The organism is Armatimonadota bacterium, assembly GCA_025059775.1.
GTDB lineage: Bacteria > Sysuimicrobiota > Sysuimicrobiia > Sysuimicrobiales > Sysuimicrobiaceae > Sysuimicrobium.
In genome coordinates, this window is sequence record JANXCW010000019.1 from 1 (window position 1) to 18515 (window position 18515).

Below are 18515 nucleotides of genomic sequence, written 5' to 3' on the forward strand. Positions count from 1 at the left end.
CGTCGGTGGAGCGCCTGCTGGGTGAGCTAAGGGCAAGTTCGGCGCCTTCGGAGGAGGAAGTCCGGGCCGAGTACCGCCTCCGCCCGGACCGGTACCGGGAGCCTGAGGCGGCGTTCTTCCGGCAGGTGGTGGCCGTCGATCGTCCTTCGGCTGAGGAGGCGGCGAAGAGGATCCGGGCCGGTGAGTCCATCGAGAAAGTGGGGGAGGAGCTGGGCGCTGGCCGCACGGGGTTCGAGAAGGGTGCTGCGGAGCTGCGCATGTTCAGGGGGAACCCGGACCCAAGAGAGCCGGTGCTGTTCCGGCTGAAGCCAGGGGAGGTGAGCGATCCAGTGGAGGTGCCCGGGGGGTTTGCCGTGGTCCGGCTGGAGAGGAGGACGCCCGCGCGGCAGGTCCCCTTTGAGGAGGTCCGAGACCGGATCGCGGAGGCCCTGCACGCTCGGAAGGCCCAGACGGCCATCCGGGAGCTTGTGAAGGGGCTGCGGAGCCGGGCGAAGATCGAGCGGTTGCCGCTTCCAGAGGAGGCATCGACCCCACCCGGTTCCCCGGTACCGAGCCCGAGGCCGTGACCCGGGCCGGGGCTAGCCCGTCCTCCGGTAACCGGACGGGATCCGGAACAGGTCGGGCCGCTGGGGCCCGACCCGGAGGTGACGGGCGCGCAGCAGGTCTGCATCCCGCAGGCGCCGGCGGAGCACTAGACCGAGTTCCCGGTCCACCCACACGAGTTGCCCTCTGGGGCCACCCACCTCCCACTTCACCGCGCTCCGGCCCGCCACGGGCTCTACACCGAGCCGCCGGCAGCGGACCTGGAAGAGCGCCCGCCCGCACGGGTCCCCGCCGGGGAGGGGCAAAAAGGGGCTCACCTCGGACGGGCCGGAGACCACCAGGTACTCCTTCTTCAGGGGGAACAGAATCGTCGTCTGGTCTTTCACCGGGTCGTATAGGAACACTGCCTCCCCCGTGGCCCGTTCCAGACGGACCAGGGTAGGGGTGGCGTACAGCCGAACCCTCTGCGCTGCCCTCCCGCCAGCGGGAATGAGATCGAACTCGGCGGAGAACGACATGCTGTACCGGACCGGCCCGGCTTTGGCCTCGGAGATCCACAGGGCTATCGCGCCTGTGAGCAGGAGTACCCCGAGGAGGTAGGCTCTCTTTCCCCTTGCGGACACCGTCTCACCTCCCGGCGAGTCTTCCGTGGGGTGATTCGACCCCGATCTCCCTCCTCCCTTTAGGGCCTCGGCGGCCAGCTGGGCGGCCAGCTGGGCATGGGCTTGGGAGAGGGAGTCGGCGTGGGGCTCGGCGAAGGGGTGGGGGAGGGAGTGGGCGAAGGCGTGGGGCTTGCACCTGTGCACTCCACCGCCCTGCGGGCGTTGATCCGGCCCCGGGCGAAGGGGTTTCCAGCTACCGGGTCAGTAAAGTTCTCAATGCACGCGCGGACCGCGGAGGCGGTCGCCTGGCGCGTCCACACGAGTCCTGCGAGCCCGGCCACGTGCGGGGTGGCCATGGAGGTCCCGCTATACGAGGCATATCCCCCGGGTACGGTGCTGAGGATGGAGACCCCCGGAGCCCCCACGTCTACCCAGGTCCCATAGTTGGAGAAACTCGCCCGGCTGTCCGAGGGGGTGGTGGCGCCCACGGCGATGCAGTTCGAGTAGTAGGCGGGGTAGCTGGGCAAAGGGGAGCCGCTGTTGCCCGCCGCACAGGCCAGGACTACCCCCCGGTTCCAGGCGTAGTTCACCGCGCTCTGCAGGGTAGCACTGGGGCTACTCCCCCCCAGGCTCAGGTTGATGACCTTTGCCCCGTTGTCCGCGGCCCAGAGGATCCCGCTTGCGACCCAGGACAAAAACCCATACCCGTCGTCGCCGAGCACCTTGCCGTTCATCAGACGTGCCCCCCAGTCCATGCCCGCGATCCCCGTGGCGTTGTGGGTGACCGCGGCGGCGATCCCGGCCACATGGGTGCCGTGGCCGTTCTGGTCGTCTGCCGTGGGTGAGGTGGTGAAGTTCTGGGAGGCCACGACCTTGCCGCTGAGGTCCGGGTGGGTGGAGCGGATGCCGGTGTCCAGGATGGCGATGCGTACAGACGGGCTACCCGTGGTCGTGTCCCACGCGGCAGGGGCCTCCACCTTCTGCGGGCCCCACTGGGAACTAAACATGGGGTCATTGGGAACGAGCAGGGCCTGCACCACCCCATCCGGCTCCGCGAACTCCGTGACGGGGTCCGCGGTGTACACCCCGAGGGCGTTCCCGACCGTATTCGCGGGCACCTGGACCACCAGTACGCCGATCTGCGGGAGGACCTGCACCACCCGTCCGCCCACCCGGCGATGGAGGGCCTCCATCTTCTCGGTCGGCGTCCCCGGCCGGAACCGTACCAGCACCCGGTCCGGAGCGTGCGGGCCCGCCTGCTGGAGGGTGACCTGGGGCTGAGAAGGGGAGTCGGGTGGGCGGTGTACCGGGCCCTGTCCCTGCAGGGTCCCACAGGCGACCGCAAGGAGTAAAGCTACCCCCGCTCCGAGGAGCGGAGTCCACGACCGGAATTCCCTCATGGTCTTTCTCCGCGTTCCCTTAATTCGGCTGCTCCAGCACTTCCTGGATTAGGGCGTGGGCAAAATCCGTGCCACCCCAAGGAGATCAATGGCAGGATCAGGGCCCTACCGCCCATTAACCCGTTCAGCCCCGGCCTTGCGGCAGGTCACGTTCTTGGCCCCGAGGCCTCTCGCACAGGGGTTCCCGCCAGGATCTGGGAGCAGGTCCATAGCCCACGCCACCGCACCCCGGGTCTCCCGGTACTGCTTCCGAATAGAGGCCCCGAGTGACTCTCTTGTGGGGGTCGATGAGATCTGGCCCCACGATCTGCGCCGAGAACTGCTTGGGGAACCACGGCCGGGCCGGGGCGCTGTGCACACGTCCGGCTGGAGCCCAAACCAGCAGCCCGGCGGTGATGAGCACGCTCAGGAGCACCCACACCCTGCTCGCTCTGCACATAGGCCGGGACGGTGGAATCCCTCCTCAGTCCGTCACCGACTGTGTACCACCCGGAGTACCACGGGAGGAAGGACCTCCTCGAGTTGGTCCGAGGTCCCCGGAGGGGGAGGTTCCAGGCGGAAGCACAGACGGATTTCCGTCTGGTGCCGAGGTCTACGGACCCAATGATCGGGGGTGAGGAGGATGAAGGGGAGGGGGTCGGGCCGGGAGAGCCCGGGGCGGTTCCGGGCATGGCCGCAGCTCCCTCACCCTGCCACCAGGGTCAGGGCGACCAGCCAGGCCAGCGTCTCGGTCAAGCGGGTTCGGCCACTCAGATGCACCACGTCTCCCCCGGACGCAAGCGTACTGTACGCAATCGGCTCGGTTGCGGTTCCGTCAAGCCGAGTATACCGCGTAGCGCCTGGGTCCTGACCCCCAGATGTCCGGCACCATGGCGCTACCGGAATAGTGCAGCGCCGAGCAGGCTGAGGACGGCTCCCGAGGCGCCTTAGAGCACGGGGCTCCCGGTCACGGCCGTGCTTCTACGATCCGGAGGGACACGTGCATGGGCGCACCGAGAGGCCCGCTGCGGATCTGTTCCGCTGCGTCGAACCGGCTGTTGAGAGGGTTGGCGTCCTCGTACACGAAGAATACGCCCTCCAGCGTCGCGCCCGACACCCCGGGCCGCACCACAGAGAGGAAGACACAGGTGGAGGCTAAGGTGCCGCCGGGCCCTACTGCCAGCACCGGGCCGCCTGCGGGCTCCACGTCGTATTCCACAGCCCATCCGCCCGGATAGTCACTGGGCTGGGTTCGGGGCAGAGATCCCCGGAACGGGAGGGCGCACCGGGCATCCGGTGAGGAGGCCACGGAGAGATCCTGTCCCAAGTCCACAAGTCCGGTACCCCTCAGCGCCAGGGCCACCCGGAGGGTGCCGTAGGCGTTCGCGCGGTCGGTATTGACGGCTTCCACCACCACGCGCAGGGTGCTGCCGGTCTGGAGCTGGGAGGCCCAAAACGTCGCCAGGATAGGATCTACGGCCACCGGGAGGGACGGGGTTGGAGTCGGAGGCGGGGGTGTGACCACCGGCTGGCTGCAGGCGGAGAGGATCACTGCGAGCAGGGCGGACTTTGTAGCGACCCAGGTCCTCACGTTTTCTCTCCGGGCATCGGGACTTCTTGCTCCCCCATCACTTCGACGAAGACCGATCCATCTCCTGGTGTTCGGCTCAGGGACTCCTAAGCCAAGAGCCGATCAGAACCTGTGTTCATACCCGACGTAAGGGAGGCGTGACGTTCCAAGGGAGTCCGTTCTACCCGAATAGTGCAGCGCCGAGCAGACCGAGGACCGTGAGGAGGGCGGTGGTGAGGATTCCGGTGAGCCAGGCGAACCACCGGCTGAACTTCTGGTCCAGGGCGTCGATGCGGGAACTGAGTTCTTCCCGGAAGCGGTCCACTTTCTGGTCGAGGGCGTGGATATCCTGGCGGAGCTGTCCGTACCCTCCGGACAGCTCCTCCACCTTGCCCTCCAGGTAGGCCACGCGCTCCTCTAGGGTGGCCATGGAACGCTTCCCACCCAAGCGTACCGGATCCCCGCCTCCTCCGCCAGTCCGGCCATCTTGGACCGTCGGTCTCTCCGCCTTGGACGCGGTTCAGAAGGTGACCGGGCAGTCGCTCCGGAGGGTTTCCCTGAATTCCGCGAGGGTCCCACGGGGTTGCTTCAAGGTTCTCCCGCATACGGGTGGGGCCCGTATAATAGGCCGGGATGCCATTCACAGTGAAGGATCTGCAGGGTTTGCTGCGGCTGCTGGACAGGCAGCCGGAGTGGAAGGACGCTCTCCGGGCCAGTCTGCTGGGAGAGGAGTTCTTGGCGCTCCCGAAGTTGGTGCGCGGCCTGTTGCGTGCCCAGCAGGCCACGGAGCGCCAGGTCCGGACCCTGGTCGAGGCTCAGGAGCGGACCGAAGAAGCGCTGCGCCAGCTGGCGGAAGCGCAGGCGGGGACAGAGGGGGAGCTGCGCCGACTGGCGGAGGCGCAGGCGCGGCTGGCGGAGGCGCAGGCGCGGACCGAGGGGGAACTGCGCCGGCTGGCGGAGGCGCAGGCGCGGCTGGCGGAGGCGCAGCAACGGACGGAGGAGCAGGTTCGGGGGTTAGCGGAAGCACAGGCGAGGACGGAGGAGCAGGTTCGGGCCCTGGCGGAGGCACAGGGTCGGATGGAGGGGGAACTGCGCCGGCTGGCGGAGGCGCAGGCGAGGACGGAGGGGGAACTGCGCCGGCTGGCGGAGGCGCAGGCGCGGCTGGCGGAGGCGCAAGCGCGGACAGAGGGGGAGCTGCGCCGGCTGGCGGAAGCGCAGGCGCGGACCGAGGAGCGCATGGATCGTCTGGAGCAGACTGTAGCCCGCCTCGCAGAGGCCCAACTCCGGACCGAGGAACGCCTGGCCAGACTCGAGGAGCGCACGGATCGCCTGGAAGAAACTGTAGCCCGCCTCGCAGAGGCCCAACTCCGGACCGAGGAGCGCCTGGCCAGACTCGAGGAGCGCACGGATCGCCTGGAAGAAACTGTGGCCCGCCTCGCAGAGGCCCAACTCCGGACCGAGGAGCAGATCCGGGAACTCGTGGAGGCCCAGCGGGTCACAAACCTCCGCCTGGGCCGCCTCGAGGACGTCTTGGGTCTCACCATCGAGGAGCACGCGGAGGACATCCTGCGGCTGGTGCTCCGGGAAAAGGGGTTGGAGATCCTGGAGGAGCCGAGGTCTGTGCCCGTGGACACAGAGGGGCAGGTGGACCTGGTGGCGGTGTGCCGGGACCCTCAAGGGCGGCGGGTGGCGGTGGTGGTGGAATCCAAGGCCCGGCTTTCGGTCTCCGCGGTGCGGCGGTGGGCGAGTCGGATCGGATCCGCGGAGTTTCGGCGCCGACTGGAGGAAGCAGGGCTGCCCGGACCTTACCTCGCATATGTGTTCGGGATCCGGATGGACCGGGCCGTAGAGGAGGCGATCCGGGAAGCGGGACTCGGGCTATTGGGAAGCCGGGGAGAGGTGATAGCGCCATCGGGATTGCTGGAGTGACCCAGGGAGACCCGTCCTGTGAGTTCTGGGGAGGGTCGCAGGGGAAGTTCTCTCTCCGGAGTTCACCGATCCCCAGACGATACTAGACCCCCGGTCAAGAACACGCGGCCATCCCCCAGCCTGTATGTGAGTGACAACCATCCCAGCTCCATGCGACCTCCGACGTGGAGCTCCAAGATCGCGGGGGTGGCCCAGGTGTCCGCGGACAGGCCAGCCCACCAGGTGCCGCGCTGACCTACGGGACCGAGGAGGTAGCCGCTCCAGACCCGCGTGGGCGAGACCGAGTCGAACCGGAGAGGGCTAAGGCCGAAGGCGTCCACATGCTGGTAGCCGAGCTGGAAGCCCAGATCCCGGGTGAGGGGGAGGTGCAGGTGGACGGTCCACTGCAGGGAGGTCTGAGTCTGGCTCCGATCGTACCGGTAGTGGGCGGCGTCCAGGGTGAGCCATGTGGTCCCGGAACGCACCGGCATGGTCCGGCTAGAGAGACGGAGCCGAGCTCCCACCCGGCCTCCCTCTCCCGCGGCGTGGGTTGAAAACCGGCCGAACGTGACCTCCAGGGCACCGCGCAGGAGACTGGGAGGGTTCAGTGTCCAGCGGACTGTGACTTCGGGGAGCCGGTCTACCTCCCAATCCCCGATCCGCTCCCGCAGCCCCACGTTCAGGCTCACCGTGGTGTCCCCGAGAGGCCAGACGTACTGGAGCGCCGCGTAGGGCCGGAGGTCCATGCGGGACTCCGTGTACCGCACCCCGAATCTCAGCACCCCCCCGTCTGCAATCCCACAGGTGGCGGCGAGTTCCGCGTAGGTCCCCAGTACGCCCGTGCGCCCTACTGCGGGACTCAAACGCAGGTGCTGACAGCCCGGCTCAGAAGTCCGGGCGCCGGATCCCCGAGGAGCGGTCAGGATCGCTAGACAGACTAGGAACACGGCCGCCGATCCCTTCCAGGAGAAGAACCTGCGACCCAAGGGCATCTCCCCGTTGCCCTCCGAACAGGCCAGGTGTCCTTCCCCCGTGAGCATCTTGAGGACCAGGGTAAGGAACCATAAGCCCCCTGCCAAGCTGAACCGGTCCCCTACGGCCGTGGGCGCAAGGAGGCTAAAGGCTACCCGTAGTATCTTGGATGGTACAGGAGTTGCTCCGGGGGCTTTCCCGATGCAGCCCAGGCTTCGCAAGAGGAGGTGAGGGAGGTGCGGAACGCGCTTCTGACCCTGAGCGGTGCTGTAGTGCTCGTTCTGGCCGCGTGGCCTCACTCTGTGCCCGCCCAGGATGGTCGCCCGGTCGTGATGGTGGTGGACTTCGCGGTGGCAGTCGGGTGGTCTGCGGCCTCCGAGGTGGTGACCGAGCGGATCGTCGCGCGCCTCCGGGAGGAGGGCACGGTGAGGGTCCTGTCGCGTTCTGAGACTCGTTCGGCCCTGCAGGCGGCCCGTCTGGATCTCCGAGGGATTCTGGACGTGGCCGATGTGAGCCGGGCAGCTCTGCGGGCAGGCGCGGACTACGTGGTGATGGGCGAAGTGGAACAGCTGGACCAGAACCACACAGGCGGGTGTTTCCCCATCGTGGGCTGCATGTACACCATCACGGCCAATGTACGGCTCCGAGGGGTGGTGGTGGACGCGGAGACCGCGATGGTGGTGGCCCGTCCGGACGGTCAGGCCCGAGGCCAGCAGACCTCCGCATCGGTGTGGGTCGGACCCTGGTGGACGCATGTCTCGGTCCACAACTTCGACGGGCAGTTGATCGGGAAGGTTACCCTGGAAGCCGTGGGCCAGTTCGTGTCCCGGGCTCGTCCGGCTCTCCGGCCGAAGCCGGGCCGGTCCCGGGAAGCGCAACCCCTTCCGTCGACCCCAGCTTCGGGGGGATTGGAGCGCCCCGGCCTGAGCTTTCACCGGGGCAGCCGCGTGATCCTCGGCGAGACCTTCTCCGGCTGCACGGTGCGTCCCCCGGGCTGGCGCGTGTCCGGGGGGAGTGTAGAGTGTGTCCGGCTCGAGGGGAGGACGTGGCTCGCAGGAGTGCGGGGGGAAACCTGGGTAGAACGGGACGTGCCTGACCTCGAGCCTAGCCGAGACTTCGCCTTGGAGTTCGCGGTCCGGCTAGAGGGCCAGGGCGTCGCACCACGGCTGCGGGTGTACCTCGGACGCCGTGAGTCCCCGTTTGTGTTTGAGCTGGACTGGCGGAACAACTGGCGCGGTTTCTGGGCTGGCAAACCGCTGCCGGACGTGGTCGGAGAACTGCGGGGCCGGACTCGCCAGGTGGCCATCGCGAGGCGGGACGACATGATCCACGTGTTCGTCGACGGGCAGCGGGCTCTTTCGGACCCTGTGGATCCCGTGACGCTCGGCCGCCAATCCCGCCAGATTACGGTGTACATGGGCGATGTAGACATCGAGCGGAGGCTCTATGTGCTCCTGACAGAGGTGGTCGTCAGCCAGTACGACTGAGGGGCCGGAACGCCTCAATAGACCTCTGGAGGGGAGCGCCCGTCCTGGGGGAGAGGTGGATGGTTTCTCCTCCTTGGGAGCGGACGCTGTGGAAATTCGTCGGACGCGGGAAAATGGAGCGGTGCAGCGTCGGAGCATCCTCTGGACCCTGGCAATTCTGATCGCCTCCTCTGCGTGCGGGGGAGGAGCCTCCTCTCCGGACCTCGTGGGAGGCCTGTCCGGCTACGTCTTCGCGGGAATCGGAGGGGACGGGAACTTCTCGGGAGAGCCCCTTCCCGGAATCCCGGTGCGCTATGAATCCGGAGGCGAGGTCGTTACGGTCACCACGGATCAGAACGGCCTTTTCCGCACGGGCCGGACCCCCACGGGCTCCTTCACCCTCCACGTGCTCCCTCCCCCGGGCGTAGCGGCCGCCCGATCCCTGTACGGCGTCTCCGCGACGGAGACGGGTTTGATGCTGCGGTTCTATCTGCCCTTGCGCAGGCCTGTGGGAAGTTCTCCCCGCGGGACCGGGAACCGCCCCCTTTCCGCTGTGACCGGCACCCTGTTGGACCCCGAGGGCTCATCGCAGTCCGGGTCTGTGCCGCCTGGTAAAACCCCGGGGGAGCCGGGAACCGTGGGGTTCGTCTGGTGGGGGGCTTACCGGTTTCAGTCCGCCACCTGCCCCCGCTGCTACTCCACGGTGGCGGGACCGGACGGGAGGTTCGAGATCCAAGCCTTCCTGGGCGGGCAGATGCTCGGGCGTACCTTCCCCTTCTTCGCGGGCAACTACGACGGCGTGAGCGCTGACGGACTCATCGCATACTACACCGCCTACGCCTTCCTGCCCGCGGTGGACGCCCTGAGCTCTCGGCCCACGGACCTGGGCCGGGTGCTGCTGGTCCCCTCCACGGGGGCTCTCCCGGTCCACTACGACGACACCACCCTGAGCCTTGCGGCCAGCTACGGGCCGGGTGGCGTGATCTACACCTTCGTGCAGTTGTACACCGGCCCCGCGGGTGACCTCCTGGAACTCGCGGAGGCCGCAAACGGCCCCCTCCCGGTTGGTACAGCCCTGCCCGTCCAGTCCATCCCGGTGCCGCAGATCCAGGAGGCGGAGTCCCGGTACTTCGTGGCCACGAGTTTCGTGCTGGACGGCCGGGCCCAAACCCAACCGGAGGTGGCGGCCACCCAGGTGTTCCGGATTCCGGGGCAGCCCCTGCGGGTAGGCCATCTCCGGCCACCCCGGATCCTCCGGGTCGAGGACCGAGGCCGCCCCTCGTTCTTCTGGACGCCGAGCCTCGGCGCCACGGTACACGCGGCGGTAGTCCTCGATGCCTCCTCCTCGGAGGTGTGGACGGGGATCCTGGGCGGGGAGGGGAGCGCCGCCGCCCTCCCCCTGGACCTCCCACCGGGGTCGTACCGGGTGTTTGTGTTCGCAAGCGATGCGGCCCGACCTGCGGATCTCGCCGCGGCCGGCCGGAGGCCTCCTCTTCTGGAAGCCCTCCGGGGTCTGGGTTCTCTCAAGATCCCGGGGAGGGACGTACGGGCCCTCGGGGATGCCCTCCGCACCCTGCGCACCGCGTGGGTGACCCGCGACCCTGGGCAGCTGCTCCTCAAGGGTGCCGCGCCTGCTTCCCGGGCGGTGCGGGAGGCGGTAAGTGCACCGGGGGGGTTCTGGGTGCCGTGAGGAAATCGCTCATCCGCTTGGGAATCGTGGGAGCCGTGCTCCTGCTGGTCGCGTGCGGATCCGGACCGATCCCGCGGCCCTCCAGCCCTATCTCGGAGATCGTTCCTGGAGAGATCCTCGTCAGGTACCACTTCGGTTCCGGGTTGGCAGGCCAGGCCGTGGTGCGGGGTGCGTCCGTGGTGCGAACCGCCCGGTTTCGCCTCCCAATTGGCACCTACCACCTCGCCTTGGTCCGGGTACCGGTGGGGGAAGAGGCCGCGTACATCGAACGGTTCCGGCAGCGACCAGAGGTGGCGTACGCGGAGTACAACTACCGGGTGCGCCGGGTGGAGAGCCAGACCCTCCTGCCTGGGGATCTGCGGGTGCACCAAAGCGGTGAACTAGATTGGGCCGGCCTCGCGGACCCCAAACTGCGGGAGTGCGATCCGGCCTTCGAGGTGCGGCGGCTCAACGGTGAAGTCTCCCGGTGTACGGATGCGGAGCGGAACGCTTCCTGGCAGTGGAACCTCTGGCGGATCCGGGCTCCTCAGGCCTGGCGGATCTCAGACGGGGAGGGCGTGGTGGTGGCGGTGGTGGACGAGGGGGTAGATCTCTCGCACCCGGAGTTCGCGGGCCGGCTCGTGCTCCCCCGGGAGGGATGCCCTACGGACACCGTGGACGGGGACTTCGATCCAGGGGATTCCGGGGGGCACGGGACCCACGTGGCGGGGATTGTGGCCGCGGGTGCAGACGGGCTTGGGATCGTGGGCGTGGCCCCTCGGGCGAGGGTCCTGCCGATCCGCGCGCTGGGGCCCTTGGGAGGCACCACCTTCACCGTGGTGAGCGGGATCCTGTGCGCGGCGGAGCACGGGGCCGCGGTGCTGAACGGCTCGTGGGGCGGGGTGGCGTACTCCGCGCTGGAGCTGGATGCCCTGCGGGCGGTGGTGGCCTCCGGGGTGTTCGTGGTGTTCGCCGCGGGCAACCTCTACGACGCCGGCAACCCCAGGGTGTACCCCGCGGCCTTCGCGGAGGTCGTCCCGGGCGTCGTCGCGGTGGGAGCCACCACCCCTACCGACCGCATCGCCTCCTTCTCCTCCTCGGGCCGGTGGGTCACCCTGGCGGCCCCGGGCACCACCGTCTACTCCACCCTCCCCACGGCTCAGGGGTCCTACGGGTTCCTGCAGGGGACCAGCATGGCCGCGCCGCACGTGGCGGGGCTGTCGGCCCTTATGCTTTCCCGGAACCCGGGACTCTCCCCCGCCCGCGTGCAGTCCCTGCTGCAGGCCACCGCGTTTGCCCCTTGCCCGGAATATCCGAGACCCGACTGGGACCGCCCGGGCTCGTGTGGCAGCTTCACGATGGGGCCCGGGGCGTACGGATATGGCATCGTGGACGCCTGGGCCGCCCTCTCCGCGACCGGGAGGTGACTTTCCACGAAACCGCCGGGCGGATGTCCAGGACGATGGGCTCGGAGGGGCTTGGGGAGTCTGGGAGCATGCGTGAGAGGGAGGTGCGGCATGGGGCGCGCATGGCCGAGTCCTCGAGAGGTCCTGAGGCGGGTGAGCGTGGTCCTGGCCTTGGTGCTCGTGGCCACCCCGGCCTCAGCCCAGCCGAGCATCCCGGAGTCCCAGGAGCTGGCCATCGGACGGACGGTGGCAGCCCAGCTCATCGCGGAGTACGGGCTGGTGGGCGATGCAGAGTGGCTGGGGTTCCTGAGCGGGTTGCGGGATCGTCTGCTGCCCTTCTCGGGGCGCCCCGGGATCCCCTATCAGGTAGGCATCCTCAACCATACGGTTCCCAATGCCGCGAGCACCCCGGGGTGGCTCTTCGTCACCGCGGGATTGGTGCACCTGCGTCCGGAGGTGGACGCCTGGGCGTTCGTTCTCGCGCACGAGATCGCCCACATCGCCCGCCGCCACGTGGCCCAGCACGTGGCTCGGGCCCAGGCGGGCCAGCTCGCCAGCATCCTCGTGGCCATCCTCACGGGAAGCCGTGCGGCGGGGGACGTGGTGGGGCTCCTGGTGCAGCTCTCCACCCTGGGGTTTTCCCGGGAGCTGGAGCTGGAGGCGGACCGGGAGGCCCTGCGGATGCTGGTGGAGGCGGGATTCGATCCGCAGGCGGCGTCCCGTACCCTCTCGTGGTTCAACGAGGTGACGGGCCGCCGACAGGAGCGCACCCACTGGACGGGCACCCACCCTGGGTTCCTGGACCGGGTGGCGGCGGTGCAGCGGGCCTACGAGGAGTTCGGGGCGCGGGGGTTGCCCCTGCGGGTCCGGCACTTCCGGATCCGGTACGAAGTGGGGCCCGTGGTGCTGGTGCCGGAGCGGCTGGTGGAGCTCCGGGACGCCTGGAACCTCCACCTCCTCGTGGAGAACCGGGGGGAGCGGCCGGCCGGAGTCCAGAGCATGAACGCGGTGTTGGTGGGACCGGATGGGGAGGTCCGCGTCCGCTTCCTGCGCTCTACGCTCCCGGAAGAGGTCCCCGCGCAGGGTCGGGTCCAGGGCGTGCTGGCCTTCGAGAAGAAGTCCAGCCGGTGGCCGGAGGCCCTGGTGGTGCCCGTGCGCGTCGGGGAGGAGCGGGGGGAGGCGCGGGTGGATCTCACCTCCGGCGGTCCCTACACGCCGCCCTCCGCTCCGCCGTCCCTCCCGCGGCCCCCGTCCCTGCCGTAGGGTCGAGGGAACGAGACCGGGATTCCGGGCGGGCCGCAGGAGATAAGACTCCTGCAGCCCGCCCCACCGCTTCAGTCCCCTGCCTCCCGCATGAACCGCTGGAGGGCCTCCACAAGGGCCTGGAGGTGCTTCACCACATCCTTGGTGCTCGGGTACTCCCCCAGGTTCTGCAGCTCCTTCTGGATCCGCAGGAGCTCCCGGTAGCAATTGGCCGCGGCGTCCCTCACAACCGTCCGCGTGGCCATACCATCACCTCCTTTTACCTGAGTTTCGGCTATGAAGGCCGCCCCTTCCATGATGCGCGGTCCCCGCAACCCCTGCACTCGGTACACTAGGGAACTGTGAGCCCGAGCCGGAGTGCTTCCCCTCGTAGGCCGCGGATCGTGCTGGCCTCCACCTCGCCCCAGCGCCGGTCCATCCTCCGGCAGCTGGGCATCCCCTTCGTGGTGATCCCTCCTCGATACGAGGAAAGGGACTGCGGCCCGGATCCTGTGGCCATGGTGCGGGAACAGGCCCGGGGGAAGGCCCGATCGGTGTTCCCGCAGGCCCGGGGACGTCCGGTGCTGGGCGTGGACACCACGGTGGTGCTGGAGGGCCGTGTCTTCGGTAAACCCGCCACGCCGGAGGAGGCGGGGCGGATGCTGCGGGCACTCGCGGGCCGCACGCACCTGGTGATCTCCGGCCTGTACCTGGGGACTCCGGAGTGGGAGGAGCTGCACCACGAGGTCACCTATGTCACCTTTCGGCCCCTGGGGCCGCGGGAAATCGAGGCGTACGTGGCCACGGGGGAGTGGGAAGGGCGAGCAGGGGGATACGCCATCCAGGGCCGGGGAGCGGCCCTGGTGGAGCGCATCGAGGGGGACTACTGGAACGTGGTGGGGCTCCCAGCGTCGCTGCTGGTGCGGGTGCTCTGCCGCAGGTTTCCCGGAACATACGGGTTCGGGGAGCCCGGAGAGGTGTGGTAGAATCGGGCGGCTGTGGAGAGGCGGATCGGGTTTGTGCAACGGTTACAGGAAAGCCTCCGGCGGACCCGGCAGGCCCTCGCGGAGCACCTGGAGGTCCTGTTCGCCAAACCCCCGGACGAACGCTTCTTCGAGGATCTCGAGGAGGCCCTCCTCCGCGCGGACGTGGGACCGGATACGGCGGAGGAGATCACCCGGGAGATGCGGCGACAGGCTCTCTCAGGTCTCCACCGACCCGAGGACCTGCGTCGGGCCCTCCGGGCCATCCTCCTGGATCGGTTGGGAGAACCGGAGCCCTTGCGGGTAGACCCGCCGCCCGCGGTGGTACTGGTCCTAGGGGTGAACGGTTCCGGAAAGACCACCACCGTAGGCAAACTGGCCTACCACCTGACCCGGGAGGGCCGACGGGTGCTGGTGGCCGCCGCGGACACCTTCCGGGCCGCGGCCGTAGACCAGCTGGAAGCCTGGGCCCGGCGTGCGGGGGTTCCCGTGGTGCGGCACCGGGAGGGATCGGATCCCGGTGCGGTGGTCTTCGACGCCCTGCAGGCCCTGCGGGCCCGGAGCTACGATGTGCTGCTGGTGGATACCGCGGGGAGGTTGCACACCAAGAGCAACCTCATGGAGGAGCTGCGGAAAATCCGGAGGGTGGTGGATCGGCAACTGCCCGGAGGGACCGTGGAGGCTTTGCTCGTCCTGGACGCCACCACGGGCCAGAATGCCCTCGCGCAGGCGCACCTCTTCCGGGAGGCGGCGGGCGCCAGCGGCATCGTGCTCGCCAAGCTGGACAGCTCCGCCAAGGGGGGAGTGGTGCTGGCCATCCGGCGGGAGCTCGGCATCCCCGTGAAGCTGGTGGGTACGGGCGAGCGGATGGAGGACCTGAGCCCCTTCGACCCCGAGGCCTTCGTGGAAGCCCTCCTCCCGGAGGCTTGAGCCTCCGAAGGATCTGTGCTACCCTACTGTAAAGGAGTTTTCCTTTACAGGTGGGCGGTGAGGAAGGGAAATGGAACGGGTGCTGGCGGATCGGTTCACGGTGATCCGCCTCTTCGATCTGTACGCACGGCTGCTCACGCCGCGCCAGCAGCAGCTGGTTCGCATGTACTTCCACGAGGACATGTCCCTGGCGGAGATCGCGGAGCACTTCGGGGTCACCCGACAGGCCATCCACGACAGCCTGCGGCGGTCGCTGGCGGACCTGTACCGGTACGAGGATGTGTTGGGGCTCGCGAGCCAGGCGCGGAGCGCGGAGCGCCGGAAGGTGCAGGCCCTGCGGCAGCTGGACCGGCTGGAGGAGGAGGTGCGGGCCCTCGGAGCGAGCACCCGGGTGGAGCGCCTGCTCGCGTGCATCCAGCGGGTGCGGGACCTTCTGTGAGGGAGCACTACTTCGTCCCTACCCCCATGGTCCGATCCCGGCCCCGGGAGGTGCGTCTGTGGTTCGGGAGCCGGCTTTTCGTGTTCGAGACGGACCGGGGCGTGTTCAGTCACGGCTCTGTGGATCGGGGAACCCGGCTGCTGCTGGAGGCCCTGGAGGTGCGGCCGGAGGACGAGATCCTGGATGTGGGATGTGGCTACGGGGTGATCGGCCTCGTGGCTGCGGCCCAGGCGCCCCGGGGGCACGCGGTCCTGGTGGACGTCAACGAACGGGCGGTGGCGCTCGCCCGCCGTAACGCCCTGCGGAACGGCATCCACAACGTGGAGGTCCTGCAGGGCGATCTCTACAAACCCGTGGGAAGCCGCACGTTCGACCTGATCGCCACGAACCCACCCATCCGGGCGGGCCGCGCGGTGGTCCGAGCCCTCATCGAGGGCGCTCGGAAGCACCTCAAGCCGGGGGGACGGTTTTACCTCGTGGCCCGCACCGCCCAGGGCGCCCGCACCCTGGGCCGTCTCATCGGAGAGGTGTTCGGGGGGGTGGTGGAGGTGGAGCGGGGCGGCGGATACCGGGTGTACCGGGCCGTGAGGGAGGACGGCCGTGTTTGAGAACCTGCGGGATCGACTGCAGGAGGCCTTTCGCCGGGTTTCCGGCCGCGGAGTTCTGCGGGCGGAGGACGTGGACGCCGCGCTCCGGGAGGTGCGGCGGGCCCTGCTGGAGGCGGATGTGCACGTCCAGGTGGTCCGGGATTTCGTGACCCGCGCCCGGGACAAGGCCGTGGGCCGAGAGGTGTGGAGGGACCTGAACCCGGCCCAGCAGGTGATCCAGATCGTGTACGAGGAGCTGGTGCAGCTGCTGGGCGGGGAGCACCGGGAGCTCCGCCCGGCCCCCCGTCCCCCCACCGTGGTCCTCCTCTGCGGCCTCCAGGGTAGCGGCAAGACCACACAGGTGGCCAAGCTGGGGAATTACCTCCGCAGAAAGGGGCGCCGTCCCTTGCTCGTGGCCGCGGACCTGCAGCGGCCCGCTGCCGTGAAGCAGTTGGAGGTGGTGGGCGGGTCCGCGGGAGTTCCCGTGTTCACCCTGCAGACCCAGGACCCCGTGGAGGTCGTCCGAAGGGCCGTGGAGCATGCCCGCCGGGAGGGACACGACTGGGTGCTGGTGGACACCGCGGGTCGGCTGCACGTGGACGAGGCGATGATGCAGGAGCTGCGCCGGGTGCGGGAGGCGGCGAGCCCGCACCACACCCTCCTGGTGGTGGATGCCATGACGGGGCAGGAGGCCCTGGCCGTGGCCCAGCAGTTCAACGCGCGGATCGGGATTGACGGGATCATCCTCACGAAGCTGGATGGCGATGCCCGGGGCGGAGCCGCCCTCTCCGTGGTCTCCGTTACCGGGAAACCGATTCTGTTCGTGGGTACGGGCGAGAAGGTCGAGGCCCTGGAACCCTTCTACCCCGACCGCATGGCCTCCCGGATCCTAGGGATGGGCGATGTGCTCACCCTCATCGAGCGGGCCCAGGAGGCCATCAGCGCGGAGCGGGCGGCAGATCTCCAGCGCAAGCTCCGGCGGGCGGAGTTCACCCTAGAGGACTTCCGCCAGCAGCTCCAGGAGGTGCGGAAGATGGGGCCGCTCCGCAATCTGCTGGAGATGATTCCGGGGTTCGCGCAGATGCGGGGATTGCGGGAGGAGCTGGAGGAGCGGGAGATGGTGCGGTTCGAGGCCATCCTCAACTCCATGACCCCACAGGAGCGGCGCGATCCCTCCATTCTCAACAGCAGCCGTAAGCGCCGCATCGCCCGGGGGAGCGGGACCACGGTGCAGGACGTGAACCGGCTCCTCCGGCAGTTCGAGGAGACCAGACGCATGATCCGGCAGCTGGAATCCGCGGGCCGCCGGATGGGCAAGTGGAAGTGGCCGTTCTGAAGGCAAACACCTGGAGGGAGGGAGAAGGTGGCGGTGAAGATCCGTCTCATGCGCATGGGCAAGCGGCACGAGCCGTTCTTCCGTCTGGTGGTGACGGACAGCCGCGCGCCCCGCAACGGCAGGTACATCGAGGCCATCGGCTACTACAACCCCCGCACGGAGCCCAGCACCATCCACGTGAACGCGGAGAAGGCCCTGGAGTGGCTCTCCAAGGGTGCCCAGCCCTCGGACGCGGCCCGGGTGCTGCTGGAGAAGGCCGGGGTCTGGCGCCTGTGGCAGGAGCAGAGGCGCCGCAAGGCAAGCTAGCCATGGCAACGACACGCACGACACCCTCCGGAGGGGATGTGCGGGGGCTTGTGGAGTACGTGGTGCGGGGGCTGGTGGATCACCCGGAGGCCGTCCGGGTGGAGGAGGCGGAGGGGCCCGTGCTGCGGGTGCACGTGGCCCCCGAGGATCGGGGAAAGGTCATCGGGCGCCAGGGACGGGTGATCCAGGCTCTGCGGACCTTGGCCCGGGTGGCCGCCCGAGGAGCAGGAACCGTACAGGTGGAGATCGCGGAGGAGAAGCGGCCATGAACTCCATTACCCTGATCCGACCCGTGGTGGTGAAGGCCATCGTCACGGAGACCTTCAAGGAGAACTACAAGCGGGATCTGCAGGAGGCCCTGCGGGGGGTGGAGGATCTCATCGCCCGCGTCGACTCCCAGATCCGCCGCCTGGAGCTGGAACGGCAGATCACCCCCCAGAACCGGGCGGTGCGGCAGCAGCTGGAGGTGGAGCGGTCCCGTCAGGAGGCCCTGCGGGCGGAGCTCCTGGAGCGGCTGCGGGAGGCGGAGCGGCTGGAGCTCAACACCGAGTTCCCGCAAGCCACCGTGGACGCCCAAGTGGAAGTCCGGGTGGGCGACAACCTCTTCAGGAAGCTGAGCCGGGCGGAGATCCTGGTGAAGGACGGCATCGTGATGGAGATCCGCCTGTGACGGGATGCGGAAGCTGCGCATCGGCACCATCACACGCCCCCACGGCCTCCGGGGGGAGGTTCGGGTCCTGCCCGACACGGACTTCCCGGACCGGTTCCAGACCCTGCGGCGGGTCTTTGTAGCGGGTCCGGAGGGCGAGGTACCCTACGAGGTGGAATCCGTCCGGCCGCACGGCCGGTTCTTCCTGGTGAGACTTCGGGGGGTGGAGGGTCGGGAGGCTGCGGAGGCTCTTCGGGGCCGGGAGCTGCGTATCCCCCAGGAGGAAGCACCCCCCCTTCCGGAGGGCACGTACTACGTGGCGGACATCCTGGGCCTGGAGGTGCGGACTCCGGAGGGGAAGGTGCTGGGCCGGGTGCGGGAGGTGCTCCGTACGGGGGCCAATGATGTGTACGTGGTGGCGGGGGACCGGGAGATCCTCCTCCCTGCCATCGAGGACGTCGTCCAGGAGGTAAACCTGGAAGAGCGGTGCATGGTGGTGCGACTTCTGCCCGGGCTGGTGGACTGAGG

Annotated in this window: 21 protein-coding genes; 15 read left to right on the forward strand and 6 right to left on the reverse strand. The window is 68.9% G+C overall.

Translation table 11 applies throughout. The annotated features are described in order from the left end of the window. Positions 1-566, forward strand: a 566-nt coding sequence (locus N0A24_11025; GenBank protein ID MCS7173879.1) for a peptidylprolyl isomerase, incomplete at its 5' end; no start/stop codon positions are given. A gap of 12 nt (positions 567-578) precedes the next feature. Here the strand turns inward: N0A24_11025 and N0A24_11030 are convergent. The 4 genes from N0A24_11030 to N0A24_11045 all read right to left on the reverse strand — a co-directional run bounded on the left by N0A24_11030 (position 579) and on the right by N0A24_11045 (position 4524). After that, positions 579-1166, reverse strand: a complete 588-nt coding sequence (locus N0A24_11030; protein MCS7173880.1) for a hypothetical protein — start codon at positions 1164-1166, stop codon at positions 579-581. A gap of 59 nt (positions 1167-1225) precedes the next feature. Continuing rightward, positions 1226-2545, reverse strand: a complete 1320-nt coding sequence (locus N0A24_11035) for a S8 family peptidase (protein MCS7173881.1) — start codon at positions 2543-2545, stop codon at positions 1226-1228. A gap of 946 nt (positions 2546-3491) precedes the next feature. Then, positions 3492-4115, reverse strand: coding sequence for a hypothetical protein (locus N0A24_11040; GenBank protein ID MCS7173882.1), 624 nt, complete (start codon positions 4113-4115; stop codon positions 3492-3494). A gap of 160 nt (positions 4116-4275) precedes the next feature. After that, positions 4276-4524 carry a hypothetical protein gene (locus tag N0A24_11045; GenBank protein MCS7173883.1) on the reverse strand — a complete coding sequence of 83 codons (249 nt, stop codon included), beginning with the start codon at positions 4522-4524 and terminating at the stop codon, positions 4276-4278. A 215-nt stretch (positions 4525-4739) separates the two neighbouring features. Here N0A24_11045 and N0A24_11050 point away from each other — a divergent pair, with 215 nt between their 5' ends. Further along, positions 4740-6023 (forward strand): hypothetical protein, encoded by a 1284-nt coding sequence (locus N0A24_11050; protein MCS7173884.1) that lies wholly within the window; start codon positions 4740-4742, stop codon positions 6021-6023. Positions 6024-6085: 62 nt separating this feature from the next. Here N0A24_11050 and N0A24_11055 read toward each other — a convergent pair whose 3' ends face one another. After that, on the reverse strand, positions 6086-7081 hold the full coding sequence (locus tag N0A24_11055; protein MCS7173885.1) for a hypothetical protein: 996 nt from the start codon (positions 7079-7081) through the stop codon (positions 6086-6088). 129 nt (positions 7082-7210) lie between these two features. Here N0A24_11055 and N0A24_11060 point away from each other — a divergent pair, with 129 nt between their 5' ends. The 4 genes from N0A24_11060 to N0A24_11075 all read left to right on the forward strand — a co-directional run bounded on the left by N0A24_11060 (position 7211) and on the right by N0A24_11075 (position 12778). Continuing rightward, a complete protein-coding gene (locus N0A24_11060; GenBank protein ID MCS7173886.1) occupies positions 7211-8461 on the forward strand; it encodes a CsgG/HfaB family protein in 1251 nt (416 codons plus the stop codon). A gap of 121 nt (positions 8462-8582) precedes the next feature. Beyond that, positions 8583-10130 carry a hypothetical protein gene (locus N0A24_11065; GenBank protein ID MCS7173887.1) on the forward strand — a complete coding sequence of 516 codons (1548 nt, stop codon included), beginning with the start codon at positions 8583-8585 and terminating at the stop codon, positions 10128-10130. Further along, on the forward strand, positions 10127-11536 hold the full coding sequence (locus tag N0A24_11070) for a S8 family serine peptidase (GenBank protein MCS7173888.1): 1410 nt from the start codon (positions 10127-10129) through the stop codon (positions 11534-11536). The genes N0A24_11065 and N0A24_11070 overlap by 4 nt, the downstream gene beginning before the upstream one ends. 90 nt (positions 11537-11626) lie before the next feature. Continuing rightward, entirely contained in the window at positions 11627-12778 is a 1152-nt protein-coding gene (locus N0A24_11075; GenBank protein ID MCS7173889.1) for a M48 family metallopeptidase, read from the forward strand. Between the two features lie 71 nt (positions 12779-12849). On the opposite strand, the gene N0A24_11080 is transcribed toward N0A24_11075, so the two are convergent. Further along, positions 12850-13023, reverse strand: a complete 174-nt coding sequence (locus N0A24_11080) for a hypothetical protein (GenBank protein ID MCS7173890.1) — start codon at positions 13021-13023, stop codon at positions 12850-12852. 138 nt (positions 13024-13161) lie between these two features. Here N0A24_11080 and N0A24_11085 point away from each other — a divergent pair, with 138 nt between their 5' ends. From N0A24_11085 to rimM, 9 genes are all read left to right on the forward strand, one after another. Continuing rightward, entirely contained in the window at positions 13162-13743 is a 582-nt protein-coding gene (locus tag N0A24_11085; GenBank protein ID MCS7173891.1) for a Maf family protein, read from the forward strand. Between the two features lie 24 nt (positions 13744-13767). Then, positions 13768-14670 (forward strand): signal recognition particle-docking protein FtsY, encoded by a 903-nt coding sequence (ftsY, locus tag N0A24_11090; protein ID MCS7173892.1) that lies wholly within the window; start codon positions 13768-13770, stop codon positions 14668-14670. A gap of 70 nt (positions 14671-14740) precedes the next feature. Beyond that, positions 14741-15109 carry a hypothetical protein gene (locus N0A24_11095; protein ID MCS7173893.1) on the forward strand — a complete coding sequence of 123 codons (369 nt, stop codon included), beginning with the start codon at positions 14741-14743 and terminating at the stop codon, positions 15107-15109. Next, positions 15106-15717 carry a class I SAM-dependent methyltransferase gene (locus N0A24_11100; GenBank protein MCS7173894.1) on the forward strand — a complete coding sequence of 204 codons (612 nt, stop codon included), beginning with the start codon at positions 15106-15108 and terminating at the stop codon, positions 15715-15717. The genes N0A24_11095 and N0A24_11100 overlap by 4 nt, the downstream gene beginning before the upstream one ends. Further along, a complete protein-coding gene (gene ffh / locus N0A24_11105) occupies positions 15710-17032 on the forward strand; it encodes a signal recognition particle protein (GenBank protein ID MCS7173895.1) in 1323 nt (440 codons plus the stop codon). The genes N0A24_11100 and ffh overlap by 8 nt, the downstream gene beginning before the upstream one ends. A 27-nt stretch (positions 17033-17059) precedes the next feature. Beyond that, positions 17060-17338, forward strand: coding sequence for a 30S ribosomal protein S16 (rpsP, locus tag N0A24_11110; protein MCS7173896.1), 279 nt, complete (start codon positions 17060-17062; stop codon positions 17336-17338). 38 nt (positions 17339-17376) lie between these two features. After that, positions 17377-17607: a KH domain-containing protein gene (locus tag N0A24_11115; GenBank protein MCS7173897.1), complete on the forward strand. Its 231-nt coding sequence runs from the start codon at positions 17377-17379 to the stop codon at positions 17605-17607. Then, a complete protein-coding gene (locus N0A24_11120) occupies positions 17604-18008 on the forward strand; it encodes a YlqD family protein (GenBank protein MCS7173898.1) in 405 nt (134 codons plus the stop codon). Before N0A24_11115 ends, N0A24_11120 begins: the two co-directional genes overlap by 4 nt. Before the next feature lie 4 nt (positions 18009-18012). Next, on the forward strand, positions 18013-18513 hold the full coding sequence (gene rimM / locus N0A24_11125) for a ribosome maturation factor RimM (GenBank protein MCS7173899.1): 501 nt from the start codon (positions 18013-18015) through the stop codon (positions 18511-18513). Positions 18514-18515 lie beyond the last annotated feature (2 nt).